The 13,618-nt window shown below is 70.3% G+C and carries 10 protein-coding genes; 5 read left to right on the top strand and 5 right to left on the bottom strand.

From position 1 onward, the window contains the following. Positions 1-31: 31 nt before the first annotated feature. Positions 32-721 carry a DUF502 domain-containing protein gene (locus JGR64_RS12890; RefSeq protein WP_199373894.1) on the bottom strand — a complete coding sequence of 230 codons (690 nt, stop codon included), beginning with the start codon at positions 719-721 and terminating at the stop codon, positions 32-34. After that, positions 712-999 carry a DUF2782 domain-containing protein gene (locus tag JGR64_RS12885; RefSeq protein ID WP_199373892.1) on the bottom strand — a complete coding sequence of 96 codons (288 nt, stop codon included), beginning with the start codon at positions 997-999 and terminating at the stop codon, positions 712-714. The genes JGR64_RS12890 and JGR64_RS12885 overlap by 10 nt, the downstream gene beginning before the upstream one ends. Before the next feature lie 75 nt (positions 1,000-1,074). Here JGR64_RS12885 and polA point away from each other — a divergent pair, with 75 nt between their 5' ends. After that, entirely contained in the window at positions 1,075-3,834 is a 2,760-nt protein-coding gene (polA, locus tag JGR64_RS12880; RefSeq protein WP_199373890.1) for a DNA polymerase I, read from the top strand. A gap of 275 nt (positions 3,835-4,109) precedes the next feature. Beyond that, complete coding sequence (gene glk, locus JGR64_RS12875; RefSeq protein WP_199373888.1) at positions 4,110-5,156, top strand: glucokinase; 1,047 nt, start codon at positions 4,110-4,112, stop codon at positions 5,154-5,156. Here glk and JGR64_RS12870 read toward each other — a convergent pair. Then, entirely contained in the window at positions 5,132-6,925 is a 1,794-nt protein-coding gene (locus JGR64_RS12870; protein WP_199373886.1) for a sensor domain-containing diguanylate cyclase, read from the bottom strand. The genes glk and JGR64_RS12870 overlap by 25 nt on opposite strands. Positions 6,926-7,102: 177 nt before the next feature. Between JGR64_RS12870 and JGR64_RS12865 the strand changes: the two genes are divergently transcribed. Beyond that, complete coding sequence (locus JGR64_RS12865) at positions 7,103-7,588, top strand: YetF domain-containing protein (protein ID WP_199373884.1); 486 nt, start codon at positions 7,103-7,105, stop codon at positions 7,586-7,588. Between the two features lie 15 nt (positions 7,589-7,603). On the opposite strand, the gene hemF is transcribed toward JGR64_RS12865, so the two are convergent. Continuing rightward, entirely contained in the window at positions 7,604-8,536 is a 933-nt protein-coding gene (gene hemF / locus JGR64_RS12860; protein WP_199373882.1) for an oxygen-dependent coproporphyrinogen oxidase, read from the bottom strand. A 31-nt stretch (positions 8,537-8,567) separates the two neighbouring features. Then, positions 8,568-10,958, bottom strand: coding sequence for a S9 family peptidase (locus JGR64_RS12855; RefSeq protein WP_199373880.1), 2,391 nt, complete (start codon positions 10,956-10,958; stop codon positions 8,568-8,570). 165 nt (positions 10,959-11,123) lie between these two features. Here JGR64_RS12855 and JGR64_RS12850 point away from each other — a divergent pair, with 165 nt between their 5' ends. Together JGR64_RS12850 and cydB are read left to right on the top strand one after the other, a co-directional pair. Further along, the gene (locus JGR64_RS12850; RefSeq protein WP_199373878.1) at positions 11,124-12,533 is read left to right on the top strand and encodes a cytochrome ubiquinol oxidase subunit I; all 1,410 of its coding nucleotides are present in this window, start codon (positions 11,124-11,126) and stop codon (positions 12,531-12,533) included. Further along, complete coding sequence (gene cydB, locus JGR64_RS12845) at positions 12,530-13,543, top strand: cytochrome d ubiquinol oxidase subunit II (RefSeq protein WP_199373876.1); 1,014 nt, start codon at positions 12,530-12,532, stop codon at positions 13,541-13,543. The genes JGR64_RS12850 and cydB overlap by 4 nt, the downstream gene beginning before the upstream one ends. The last annotated feature ends 75 nt before the right edge of the window (positions 13,544-13,618 follow it).

The raw sequence follows: 13,618 nt of genomic DNA, 5'->3' as shown, positions 1-13,618 counted from the left end.
TGACGCGGACGCTTCCGGGGACGGAAGCCGGCTACTCCCCAACGGAACGCGGAATTTTACCACGCGGCAGGGTAATGCCCATCGACAGGTACACGCTGGTCAGGGTGTCGATACCGAAATCGGCCGGTTTCACCCACTCCGCGGGCACGTAGAGCAGCCCGCCTCCGACCGGGATGGGCGCGGTGGGCACCAGCACGGTCAGGTAGGTGCGGCCGTCGATGTGCACCGGCTCCGGATTGGGCAGCAGGCCAAGCACGGCCACGCCGTCGCCACCGAAGAAGCACCACACCGGGCTCATTGCCGCGATGTCCGCCTCCTGGCGGTCGCCGATCACCGACACGAAGCGGTCGGCCAGCGCGTAGACGCTGCCGACCAGCGGGATGCGGCGCATGGTGCCGTCGAGCAGCGCCTTCATCGGCGCCTTGAGGCGCGACTGCACCAGCAGGCCCAGCACGTAGATGACCACCACCAGCAGCAACGTGCCGAACAGGTACGCCAGCATCGGGTGCGCGGCGAACCAGTCGCCGAACACCGTGAACGAACGACCGAACAGGCTGTTCGGGCCGATGAACCGGTTGACGATGCCCACCGCCCAGCCCAGCAGCACCAGGGTCAGCACCAGTGGCAGCACCGCCAGCAGGCCGGTCAGCCAGGTGCCGAGCAGCGGGTTTAGGCGCTTGCCGCCGGCGGGCGCCGCGCTGGCGGCCGGTTTCAGTTCCACTCGAACAGCTTGAAGTAGACGGGTGACACGCCGTCGCGTTCGTCGTCGACGATGCCGTCGCCATTGCGGTCGAACAGGTAGTACGGCGCGCCGCGCGACGGCGTGACCTTCAACGCGCGCAGGCGGCCGTCGACGCGGTACTCGGTGACCACGTCGCCGTTGGACTCGGTGCGGGTGGCCTGCTCGGCGTCGGCCGGGATGCCGGTGGCGGGATCGCCCATGCTGGCGCATGCGCCCAGGGACATGGCAACGAGCAGGGTGGTCGCAAGGCGCTTCATGGCGTTCTCCCGTGGCAAGGGTCGTGAGTATGCGCCAGCGCCGCCGTCGCCCGGCGACCACGTAGAATCCGCGGCATGACGCGCCTGGTCCTGATCGACGGTTCCTCCTACCTCTACCGCGCCTTCCACGCGCTGCCGCCGCTGTCGAACGCCGAGGGCGAGCCGACCGGCGCGCTGTTCGGCGTGGTCAACATGCTGCGCGCAACGCTGAAGGAAAAGCCGGACTTCGTGGCCTTCGTGGTCGACGCGCCCGGCAAGACCTTCCGCGACGACATATTCCCGGACTACAAGGCCAACCGCCCACCGATGCCCGACGACCTGCGCGCGCAGGTGCAGCCGATGTGCGGGATCGTCGAGGCCCTGGGCCTGCCGATCCTGCGGGTGCCGGGCGTGGAGGCGGACGACGTCATCGGTACGCTGGCACTCGCCGCCGCCGCGGACGGCATCGACGTCACCATCTCCACCGGCGACAAGGATTTCGCGCAGCTGGTGCGCCCGGGCGTGGCACTGGTCAACACCATGAGCGGCAGCCGCACCGATTCCGCCGAAGCGGTATTCGCGAAATTCGGCGTGCGCCCCGACCAGATCGTCGACTTCCTGGCGCTGATGGGCGACGCGGTCGACAACATCCCGGGCATCGACAAGTGCGGGCCGAAGACCGCGGCCAAGTGGCTGGCGGCGTACGACTCGCTGGACGGCGTGATCGCCAATGCCGCCGAGGTCAAGGGCAAGATCGGCGACAACCTGCGCGAGGCGCTCGACCGGCTGCCGCTCAACCGGACCCTGGCCACCATCCGCACCGATCTGGAGCTGGGCCTGGAGCCCGAGGCGCTGCGCCTGCGCGAGCCCGCCACCGAGACCCTGCGCGCGCTCTACCAGCGCTACGGATTCGTGCAGGCGCTGAAGGACCTCGACGGTGGCAACGCCGCGGGCGTGGTGCCGGCGCGTGCCGGATTCAGCCGCCCCGGTGCCGGATTCGTGGCGCCGAGCGCGCCGGCGGCCCCGACCGATCCGGCGCTCGCCGCACCGGGCCGCTACGAGACCGTGCTCGAGGCTGCACAGCTGCACGACTGGATCGCGCGCCTGCGCGCCGCGGGTCTGTTCGCGCTCGACACCGAGACCGATTCGCTCGACGCCATGCGCGCCAACCTGGTCGGCATCAGCTTCTGCCTCGAGCCGGGGCACGCTGCCTACCTCCCGCTGGGCCACGACTACCCCGGCGCGCCTGCGCAGCTGCCGCGCGCCGAAGCGCTCGACGCGCTCCGGCCGCTGCTGGAAGACCCCGCGGTGCGCAAGGTCGGCCAGAACGGCAAGTACGACCTGCACGTGTTGCGCCGCCACGGCGTGGCCGTTGCCGGCTACGCCGACGACACGCTGCTGGAGAGCTTCGTGCTCGATTCGGGGCGCGCGCGCCACGACATGGATTCGCTGGCACGGCGCGAACTCGGCTACCAGACCGTCGCCTACGAGGACGTCGCCGGCAAGGGCGCCAAGCAGATCCCGTTCTCGCAGGTCGCCATCGACGACGCCACGCGCTACGCCGCGGAGGATGCCGACATCACCCTCCGCCTGCACCGCGTGATGTCAGCGCGGCTGGCCGATGAGCCAGGGCTCACCGGCGTGTACCGCGACATCGAGATGCCGCTGGTGCCGGTGCTGGCGCGCATCGAGGCCAATGGCGTGCTGGTCGACGCCGACGAGCTGCGCCGCCAGGGCGCGGGCCTGGGCCGGCGCATGCTGGAGCTGCAGCAGCGCGCCACCGAGCTTGCCGGGCGCACCTTCAACCTGGATTCGCCCAAGCAGGTCTGCGCGCTGCTCTACGACGAACTGAAGCTGCCGACGCTGGTGAAGACGCCGAAAGGCCAGCCTTCCGCCAACGAAGAGGCGCTCGAGGCGATCGCCGACCTGCACGAGCTGCCGCGGGTGATCCTGGACTACCGCAGCCTGGCCAAGCTCCGCGGCACCTACACCGACAAGCTGCCGGAGATGATCAACCCCGACACCGGCCGGCTGCACACCAGCTACCAGCAGGCCGGCGCCGCCACCGGGCGGCTGGCGTCGAGCGATCCCAACCTGCAGAACATCCCGATCCGTACCGAGGATGGTCGCCGCATCCGCACCGCGTTCGTGGCGCCGCCGGGCCGCAAGCTGGTGGCCTGCGACTACTCGCAGATCGAGCTGCGGATCATGGCGCACCTGTCGCAGGACGCCGGGCTGGTCGCGGCGTTCGAGGCCGGCGCCGACATCCACCGCGCGACGGCGGCGGAAGTGTTCGGGCGCACGCTCGACGAGGTCACCGGCGACGAGCGCCGCGCCGCCAAGGCGATCAACTTCGGGCTGATGTACGGCATGGGCGCGTTCGGCCTGGCGCGCAACCTCGGCATCCCACGCGGCGAGGCGCAGGACTACATCGCGCTGTATTTCTCGCGCTATCCGGGCGTGCGCGACTTCATGGAGCGCACCCGCGCGCAGGCGCGCGAGCAGGGCTACGTGGAAACGGTCTCCGGCCGCCGCCTCTACCTCGAGTACATCAGCCGCGGCACGCAGCCGCAGCGCGCCGGCGCCGAGCGCGCGGCGATCAACGCGCCGATGCAGGGCACCGCGGCCGACATCATCAAGCGCGCAATGGTTTCGGTGGATGCGTGGCTGGCCGGGCACGCCGAGCGCGCGCGGATGATCCTGCAGGTGCACGACGAACTGGTGTTCGAATGCGACGCGGATTTCGTCGACACCCTGTTGCCGGCGGTGGTGGAGCGCATGACCGGTGCAGCCGCCCTGCGCGTGCCGCTGGTGGTCGACAGCGGCATCGGCGACAACTGGGAACAGGCGCATTGACGCATTCAGATTCTGCTGCAGGGCGGCCCGCTAAACGTCGGCTGAATCCAACAGAAAGTTAACGAAGTTCTTCACGAACTATCAATGTGCGCGGTGGTCATATAGCCCGTGACAGATGCAAGGTCTGTCACTGATCACTCCCTCCCCTGGAGCTGATCGACCCCGGAACGACGGCTTCTCCCCGAGCCCCGTTCTCCAGCCCCGCCGGCCCCCCCTGCCTGCGGGGCTTTTTATTGCCCGCGATCCTGGAATCGTATGCACGTACATTGGAGCCCATGACGAGCCTCCCTTCGACCAGCGACCTTGCGCTGATCGCCGACATCGGCGGCACCAATGCGCGTTTCGCCCTGTGCGACCCGTCGCTGCCCGTGCCGGAGCTGCACGAGGTTCAGTCCCTGCGCAACGCCGGGTTCGCCAGCCTGCAGCACGCGGCCGAGCACTACCTCGCCGCCGTGGGTGCGCGCCCGCGGCGCGCGGCGATCGCGTTGGCCGCCCCGGTCGACGGCGACGGCATCCGCCTGACCAATCGCGCCTGGTCGTTCAGCCGGCATGAGCTGCGCGCCTCGCTCGGGTTCGAGGAACTGCGCCTGATCAACGATTTCGGCGCCGTCGCGCGCGCGGTGCCCGTGCTGGCGCCAAGCGAGCGTGTCGCGCTCTATGGCCAGGGGCACGACTTCACGCGCGGCCCGGTCTCCGTGCTCGGGCCCGGCACCGGCTTCGGCGTCGGCCTGCTGGTGGGGGACGCCGCGCGCGGCTGGCATGCAGTGGAGACCGAAGGCGGCCACGTCGGCTTCGCCCCGCTGGGCGAAGAGGAGCGCGCGCTGGCGGACTGGGCGACCGCGCGCCATGGCCGCGTGTCCTGGGAACGGCTGCTGTCGGGCAGCGGGTTGTCCGCGATCGATGCCGTGCTGCGCCAGGATGACGGCGCCACGGGTTCGCCGTTCGGCGGGGATGCGCCGCTGCGCGATCCCGCCGACATCGTCGCCGCCGCGCTGGACGGGCATGACGTGGCATCGCGGCGCGCACTGGCGCGCTTCTGCGCGATCCTCGGCAGCGTCGCCGGCGACGTCGCCCTCGTGCATGGCGCGCGCGCGGTGGTGATCGCCGGTGGCATCGTGCCGCGCTTCATTCCCTTCCTGCGCGCGAGCGCGTTCCGCGAACGCTTCCTCGCCAAGGGCCGCTTCGCCGCCTATCTCGAGCCGGTGTCGATCCAGATCGCCACCCATGCCAATCCCGGGCTGCTGGGTGCGGCGATGGCGCTGCGCGAGGCCGGGCCGGACCCGGCCGCTGCGGGGCCTCAGGACACCGTGGCGACCTCGTAGCGGTTGCGGCCCGCCTTCTTCGCCTCGTACAGCGCGGCGTCCGCCATCGCCATCAGTTTCGCGGCAGCGGTGGGCCGCTGCGCGTAGGCGATGCCGATGCTGGTGGTGACGGTGAGCAGGGTGCCGCTGGCATCGATCGCCCCGGCGGTCGCGTCGACCACCTTGCGCGCGATGGTTTCGGCCGCGCCGGGCGCGGCGTCCTCGATCAGGATGACGAACTCGTCGCCGCCCAGGCGCGCGACCAGGTCGGTCTCGCGCACGCTGTCGCACAGGCGCTTGGCGAACACCTGCAGCACGGTGTCGCCGGCGGCGTGGCCGTGGCCGTCATTGATCTGCTTGAAGTGGTCGATGTCCAGGCACATCAGCGCGACCGGCATGCCGTGGCGCTGCAGCCGCTTCAGCGCCAGCGCGAAGCGTTCCTCGAACTGGCGCCGGTTGGCCAGGTCGGTGAGGGCATCGACGCGGGACAGCCGCTCCAGTTCGCGCCGGCTCTCCGCGAGCGCCTGCTCGGCCGCCACGCGCCGGCTGATGTTGCGCGCGGTGAGCATGAGGTCGGGCGGGCCGCTGCCGTCGTCGGCGGGGATGCACCGTGCGACCGCCTCGATCCAGACGTGGTGGCCATCCTTGTGCCGCACCCGGTAGATGTCGGTGCGGGTTTCACCGGTGGCAAGCACCTCGGCCATGGCCTGCCGTTGCTGCGCGACATCGTCGGGATGCACGATGTCCCAGCGCGAGCCGAGCATTTCCGCGGGCGTCCGGCCGAACATCTCCGCTGCCGATGGCGACACATACACGCGTTCACCATCGGCCCGGATCCGGGCGATGACGTCATGCGAATGGTCGGCGAGCATGCGGTAGCGGCGTTCGCTCTCACCCAGGCGCGCGGCGAGGCGCTTGCGTTCGGCCATGGCCAGGCACATGGGGATGGTCATCAGGCAGCCACCCGCGAGGTAGATCTGCAGCAGCGCGATCCGGCCTGCACCGTCGAGGTCCTGGCGCAGCCACAGCGGCCCATGCCCCAGGGTGGTGGCGACGGCTGCAATCAGCCCCAGGGCGATCACGCCCAGTGCCACGCCCACGAACTGGTGGCGCATGGCGACGAGCAGCAGGGCGGGATAGGTCAGGAACAGCACCGGGTAGCTGGTGAGGAACACGCCGGACCCCACCGCGACCAGCACCGCCATGGTGATCGCCAGGCTCCAGCGCCGGCCCGGCGCAATGAACAGGCCCAGCCCGCGCTGTGCGACCAGGGTCGTGGTGGCCAGGATCACCATGCCGACGACGTGGGCGGCATACCAGCCACCGAGGGAGCGCACGAAGTCCTGGCCGTGCAAGGCCTGCGCCACGCTCGCGGCGATCAGTCCGGACACCGCGCAGGCCATGAGCGTCGACCCGGTCGCGATGCCGCCCAGGCCGACCCAGTCCTTCGGTGCACGGATGTCGGGTACGCGGCTGCGGACGACGCCGGCCACTGTCAGCACTTCAAGCAGGTTGCATGCCGCGATGGCGAACGCGTACGAGGGCTCGTCGCCGGCCAGCATGCGTGCCGGCAACTCCGCCGCGAACGCGACCGCGATGTAGCCGGGCCATGTCGCCGTGCGCCTGGACAGCAGCCAGCCGGTGAGGATGCCGTTGCCCACCCAGATCGCGGCCAGTTCGCCCGGCCCGCGCGCGAGGGTGAGCGAGAGCCACGCGGTCGTCGCGATCAGGAATGCCAGGAGGGACCGGTCGGCCCAATACGTACGCGGCAGTCTCAGGCGGTGAAGCATGACGGTCTCGGGGGTGCGGACCGGCACTTTAGCCCACGCCACGTGCAGGAGGCGCCACCGCGGCGTCGCGCGGAGTCACCCGTCGTGTCCCCGGCATGCACCGCGCTCCAGGCACGCGAGCGCGCCTCCTTCACGGCGCGGTGGGACACTCGTCGCCCGTCCAGAGGTGCACGCGCCATGTCCGACCTGTTCGCACTCGCGATGCCGTGGTGGGAGTTCATGCTGCGCGCGGTGGCGGTCTATTTCATGCTGCTGGCGATGTTGCGCCTGTCCGGCAAGCGCACGGTGGGGCAGTTCACGCCCTTCGACCTGCTGGTCGTGGTGCTGCTGGGCAGCGCGGTGCAGAACGCGCTCCTCGGCGAGGATTCCTCGCTGCTCGGCGGATTGCTGCTGGCCGCCACCCTGGTCGCCTGCAACTGGGTGGTGGGCTTCGTGACCGCGCGCAGCCGGCGCGTGGAGAAGCTCGTCGAGGGCAGTCCAGTGCTGCTGGCACGCGACGGGGTGATGTTCGAACCGGTCCTGCGAGCCCAGAACATCAGCCGCAAGGACCTCGAGGAGGCGCTGCGCGACAGCGGCCTGCCCGACGTCTCGGGTGCCGCGCTGGTGACCCTGGAGGTCGACGGCACCATCACCGTGGTCCCGCGCAAGGATGACTCGCGCTGAGCCGGTCGCGGAGGCTCAGCCCGGCTCCGCCAGCCAGTCACGCGGCCGCAGGTAGTCGGCCAGGCGCGCTTCCGCGCTGCCCGGCTCGGGCTGGTACCCGTATTCCCAGCGTGCCAGCGGCGGCAGGCTCATCAGGATCGATTCGCTGCGGCCGCCCGACTGCAGGCCGAAGTGCGTGCCGCGGTCCCAGACCAGGTTGAACTCGACGTAGCGGCCGCGGCGGTAGAGCTGGAATTCGCGCTCGCGCTCGCCATATGGCATTCCCTTGCGACGCTCCACGATCGGCAGCCACGCATCGAGGAAGCCGTCGCCGACCGCGCGCGTGTAGGCGAAGTCGCGTTCGAAGTCGTCGGCCAGGTCGTCGAAGAACAGGCCGCCGACGCCGCGCGTCTCGTCGCGGTGCTTCAGGAAGAAGTACTCGTCGCACCAGCGCTTGTGCGCCGCGTAGCGCGCCTCGCCGCCGAACGGCTCGCACAGCGCGCGCGCGGTGCGGTGCCAGTGCAGCACGTCGTCGTCGAAGGGATAGAAGGGCGTGAGGTCGAAGCCGCCGCCGAACCACGAGGCCACGGTGGCGCCATCGCGCTCGGCACGGAAATGGCGGACGTTGGCGTGGGTGGTGGGCAGGTAGGGATTGCGCGGGTGGAAGACCAGCGACACGCCGACCGCGCGCCACGAGGCGCCGGCGAGCTCCGGCCGGTTGGCCGTGGCCGACGGCGGCAGCCGGGTGCCGGAGACGTCGGAGAAGCCGATGCCGGCCTGCTCGAACACCGCGCCGTCGCGCAGGATGCGGGTGCGCCCGCCGCCGGACAGGCCACCGTCGGCGCTGTCGTCGGGCCGTGTCCAGGCGTCCTCATGGAACCGGGCGGCGCCGTCGGCGCCTTCCATGGCCGCGCAGATGCGGTCCTGCAGGTCGGTCAGGTAGCCGCGGACGCGGTCGAAATCGTTCATGGCGCCATTGTAAGCCGCCGTGCCGGCGCCCTCAGGGCGCCTTGAGCGTGCGGTTGAACAACTCGAGGATGCGGCGGTACTCGTCGTACCAGGAGTCGGCATGCACGAACCCGTGCCGCTCCAGCGGATAGCTCGCCAGCTCCCACTTGTCCTTGCGCAGCTCGATCAGGCGCTGCGCCAGCATCACCGAGTCCTTGTAGAACACGTTGTCGTCGATCATGCCGTGCGCGATCAGCAGGTGGTCCTGCAGGCCCTCCGCATACTCCAGCGGCGACGACTTCGCGTAGGCGCCCGGATCGAGCGCCGGCGTGTTGAGGATGTTCGCGGTGTACGCGTGGTTGTACTGCGACCAGTCGCTCACCGGGCGCAGGGCCGCGCCGGCCTTGAACGTGCCCGCTTCGCGGAACAGCGCCATGAACGTCAGGAACCCGCCGTAGCTGCCGCCGTAGATGCCGACGCGCTCGCGGTCGGCCTGCTTGTGCGCGACCAGCCAGTCGATGCCGTCGAGATGGTCCTCGAGTTCCGGATGGCCCATCTGCCGGTAGATCGCCGTGCGCCAGTCGCGGCCGTAGCCTTCGGACGCGCGGAAGTCCAGGTCCAGCACGATGTAGCCCTGCTGCACCAGCAGGTTGTGGAACATCTGCTCGCGGAAGTAGTTCGGGTAGCGATCGCTGACGTTCTGCAGGTAGCCGGCGCCGTGCACGAACATCACAACCGGGTAGGTGCGCCCCGGCTCCATCGTGGCAGGACCGTAGTACTTGCCCCAGACGGTGCCGGCGCCGTGCTTCGACGGCACCTGCACGTACTCCGGCTGCAGCCAGTCGAAGCGCTTGAATTCCGCAGAACGGGTGTCGGTGAGCTGGCGCGCGCTGCCGCCCGCGGCCTCGACCACCGACAGCTGCGGCGGCACGTAGCTCGACGAATGGCGCACCAGCACGTGGCTGCCGTCGGGCGAAGCGACGAAATCCTCCACGCCGTCGAGCGTGGTGAGTTCGCGCACCTCGCCACCCGCGGCGTCCACCTGGCAGACCTCGTAGTCGCCCGGACGCGCGCGGTTGCACAGGAACAGGAAGCCGCGGCCGTCGGCGGACAGTACCGGCATCGACGCTTCCCAGCGTCCCGAGGTCAGCGCCCTGGCACGGCCGCCGGACGCCCGGTACAGGTGCGACCAGCCGGACTCTTCGGAAAGGAACCACAGGTCGCCGCCGTCAGGCATCCAGCCGAAGTCGTTGAAGCCCCAGTTGATCCAGGCGGCGTCGGTCAGGCGGTGCACCGGCTGCAGCCGCGCCTGCGCCAGGTCGACGGTGGCAAGCCAGCGGTCCTTGTTGTCCACCGAGTGCAGCATCAGCGCCAGGCCGCGGCTGTCGTCGCTCCAGCGTGCGGCGTCGGTGATGCCGTCGGGGCCGCCGGCCTCGATGCGCACGGCGCGGTGGCCCTTCAGCGCGTCCTGGCCCGCCGCCTTGCGCAGCGCCGCCAGCGGGTCGGCGGTGATGCCCGGCAGGCTGTCGGTCTTCAGCTCGCGCACCTGGCCATCGGCCACCGACACCAGCCAGAACGACTGCGGCGCGGGATCGGCGCGGCCGACGCGGGTGCGCACGTCCTCGAACTCCTCGTAGCCGGATTCGGTGACGTACTGCGGCATCTTGCCCTTCTGCCCCGACTCGGCGCCCTTGGCCTGGGTGACCGCCAGCAGCCAGCGCCCGTCCGGTGACAGCGCGCTGCCCTGGATCTCGACGCCCTTGCCGAGGTATGCCGGGGCCGGCGCGCGGGTGGCGTCGGCGCGGCGCCAGGCGTCGGCCTGCTCGCGCATCCCGTCGCGGCGCGCGCGTTCCACGCGCAGCGTCTCGATGTAGCGCAGCTGGCGCTCGCGGAGCTCGTCGGCCTTGGGCGGGGTGCCCGGGGCGTCCTCGGCCTTGAGGCTGGCCGCCTGGCCGACCCCGGTCGCGGCGCTCCAGCGGAACCAGTCGTTGCCGCTGCGCCACACCAGCGCGCCGTCGCGCGCCCACTGCAGCTGCGATTCCAGGGCCTCGCTGCGGGTCAGCTGCTGCAGCGTGCCGCCGCGCAGGTCGCGGACGAAGACGTCGCCGTTGCGCACGAACGCCATGCGGTTGCGCGCCACATCGTAAAGCGGGTTGAGCGCATCGATCCCGCCGCGGGCAGCGCCATCGACCAGCGTCGCCGCGCCCCCGGCGATCGGCTGGGCGTATGTGTCGCGGATGTTGCTGCCGATGCGCTTGGCGCTGTAGTAGGCGGTACCGCCGTCCCACGACCACCACATCCGCTCGACCGGCTGGCCGATCCAGTCCGGGTCGGCCATCACTTGGTGCAGGTCGAGTACCTGCGCGGGTTGCGCCAGGGCGTGGCCCGCCGGAACCGCGGCGAGCAGCAGCGACAGGAATGGAGCGACGGAGCGATGGCGCATGGTGCAGGGACCCCTGGAACGTGACGCGCCAGCGTAGCAGCCGGCCCGCGTCATGCCCGTGGGCCGGTGGTCATGGTGGTGTTCACGTGGCCTGAACCGCGGTCACGCCGGTTTCGGCGCACAATCGTCGGCGGCGATGCGCCCGCCCGCATCGCGGAGCACAGCGTGGATGCATTGCTGCTCTCGCGGATCCAGTTTGGCTTCGTGATTTCGTTCCACATCCTGTTCCCGGCCTTCACCATCGGCCTGGCGCACTGGCTGGCGTTCCTGGAATGGCGCTGGCTGCGCACCCGCGACACGATGTGGCGCGACCTGTACTTCTTCTGGCTCAGGATCTTCGCGATCTCGTTCGGCATGGGCGTGGTGAGCGGCATCGTGATGAGCTTCCAGTTCGGCACCAACTGGGCGGTGCTCTCCGAACGCGCCGGCGCGATCCTCGGACCGCTGCTCGCCTACGAGGTCCTCACCGCGTTCTTCCTCGAAGCCAGTTTCCTCGGCGTGATGCTGTTCGGCTGGAAGCGGGTGTCGCCCCGGCTGCATTTCTTCGCGACCTGCATGGTGGCGCTCGGCACGCTGTTCTCGACGTTCTGGATCCTCGCCGCCAACAGCTGGATGCAGACACCGCAGGGCCACGAGATCGTCGGCGGCATGTTCCAGCCGGTCGACTGGATGGCGATCATCTTCAATCCGTCGTTCCCGTACCGGCTGGCGCACATGGTGCTGGCGGCGTTCATCACCACCTGCTTCGTGATCGGCGGCGTGAGCGCCTGGTACCTGCGCCGCGGCGTGCACGTGGCGGAGGGGCAGCGGATGCTGAAGCTCGCGGTGGCGTTCGCCGCGATCGCGCTGCCGCTGCAGGTGCTGGTGGGCGACCTGCACGGGCTGAACGTCGGCGAGCACCAGCCGGTGAAGCTGGCGGCGATGGAGGGGCACTGGGAAACGGGCGAGCCGGGGGCGGGCGTGCCACTGGTGCTGTTCGCATGGCCCGACGCGGCGCAGGAGCGCAATCATTACGAAGTCGCCGTGCCGCGCCTCGGCAGCCTGATCCTGACCCACAGCTGGGACGGCGAGATCCAGCCGCTGAAAGCGGTCCCGGCCAGCGAGCGGCCTCCGGTGCTGCCGGTGTTCTGGGGCTTCCGGATCATGGTCGGACTGGGCGTGGCGATGCTGCTGCTGGCGCTGGCCTCGGCGTTCGCCTGGTGGCGCGGCCACCTGTTCGCATCGCGCTGGCTGCTCGATGGCTGGCGGCTGCTGAGCCCTGCGGGTTTCATCGCCCTGCTTGCCGGCTGGTACGTGGTGGAGATCGGCCGCCAGCCGTACGTGGTCTACGGGCTGCTGCGCACCAGCGAGGCGGTCAGCCCCAACATCGAGGCGGCGGCGGTGATGGCCTCGCTGGCCACCTATGCGGTCGCCTATGCGGTGATCTTCGGCGCCGGCAGCTGGTACCTGCTGGGGCTGGTGCGCAAGGGCCCGCAGCCGTTCGAGGAGGCCCCAGACACCGAAGGTGGCGACAAGACGCCGGCACGGCCGCTGTCGGTCGGCGACGACGACGATGCCGCGGAGGCGGGGCCATGAGCATGGAAACCTGGCTGCCGGTGGTCTGGTTCGGCGTGATCGGCTTCGGCGTGCTGATGTACGTGCTGCTCGACGGCTTCGTGCTCGGCCTCGGCATCCTGGCGCCGTTCGCCGAGGACAGCGACCAGCTCGACCACATGATGAACACGGCGGCGCCGATCTGGGACGGCAACGAGACCTGGCTGGTGCTCGGTGGAACGGCGCTGCTGGCGGCATTCCCCAAGGCGTACGCGGTGGTGCTGTCGGCGCTGTACGTGCCGGTGCTGCTGATGCTGATCGCGCTGATCTTCCGCGGCGTGGCCTTCGAGTTCCGCTTCAAGGCGCGGCGCGCGAAGCGTTTCTGGGGCGGCGCGTTCGCGGTCGGATCGATGGTGGCGGCGTTCTCGCAGGGCGTGATCCTCGGCGCGCTGGTCGAAGGCATGCCGCTGGAGGCGGGCAAGTATGTCGGCGGCATCTTCGACTGGTTCAGCCCGTTCTCGATGCTGACCGGCGCCGCGGTGCTGTTCGGCTACGCGCTGCTTGGCGCGTGCTGGCTGATCCTGAAGACCGCCGGCCGGCTGCAGCTGGTGGCGCGCACGCTGGCGCGTCCGCTGGTGCTGGTGGTCGCGGTGTTCATGGGGCTGGTCAGCGCCTGGCTGCCGTTCCTCGATTCGCAGGTGATGGCGCGCTGGTTCGCCGAAGGCAACTTCTGGTGGCTGGCGCCGGTGCCGCTGCTGGCGCTGGCCAACGTGTTCGCGCTGTGGCGCGCCACCATGCACGAGGGGCGCGACGTGCGGCCGTTCCTGCTGTCGCTGAGCTTCTTCCTGCTGGGCTTCATCGGCCTGGTGCTGGGCATCTGGCCGAACATCGTGCCGCCGTCGCTGAGCATCTGGGAGGCCGCGTCGCCGCCGTCGTCGCAGCTGTTCGTGCTCGGCGGGCTGGTGGTGCTGCTGCCGGTGATCCTCGGCTACACGGCGTGGTCGTATTCGGTGTTTCGCGGCAAGATCGAAGCCGATTCCGGCTACCACTGAACCTCCGCCGTCGCGCGGCGCCTCCGGCTGGCGCCCGCGGCGGGCTTCGCGGCGCGGTTGCTTTATGCTGCACGC

Source organism: Luteimonas sp. MC1572 (genome assembly GCF_016615815.1).
Taxonomy (GTDB): Bacteria; Pseudomonadota; Gammaproteobacteria; order Xanthomonadales; family Xanthomonadaceae; genus Luteimonas.
The sequence above is the reverse complement of the archived record's forward strand: the minus strand, read 5'-3'. Positions and strand labels throughout refer to the sequence as shown.

Excerpts from the sequence above, each read along its gene's own strand:
- JGR64_RS12855 (WP_199373880.1), bottom strand. The coding sequence starts at position 10,958 with ATGCGCCATCGCTCCGTCGCTCCATTCCTGTCGCTGCTGCTCGCCGCG.
- glk (WP_199373888.1), top strand. The coding sequence starts at position 4,110 with ATGACGAGCCTCCCTTCGACCAGCGACCTTGCGCTGATCGCCGACATC.
- polA (WP_199373890.1), top strand. The coding sequence starts at position 1,075 with ATGACGCGCCTGGTCCTGATCGACGGTTCCTCCTACCTCTACCGCGCC.
- JGR64_RS12885 (WP_199373892.1), bottom strand. The coding sequence starts at position 999 with ATGAAGCGCCTTGCGACCACCCTGCTCGTTGCCATGTCCCTGGGCGCA.
- cydB (WP_199373876.1), top strand. The coding sequence starts at position 12,530 with ATGAGCATGGAAACCTGGCTGCCGGTGGTCTGGTTCGGCGTGATCGGC.
- JGR64_RS12865 (WP_199373884.1), top strand. The coding sequence starts at position 7,103 with ATGTCCGACCTGTTCGCACTCGCGATGCCGTGGTGGGAGTTCATGCTG.
- hemF (WP_199373882.1), bottom strand. The coding sequence starts at position 8,536 with ATGAACGATTTCGACCGCGTCCGCGGCTACCTGACCGACCTGCAGGAC.
- JGR64_RS12870 (WP_199373886.1), bottom strand. The coding sequence starts at position 6,925 with ATGCTTCACCGCCTGAGACTGCCGCGTACGTATTGGGCCGACCGGTCC.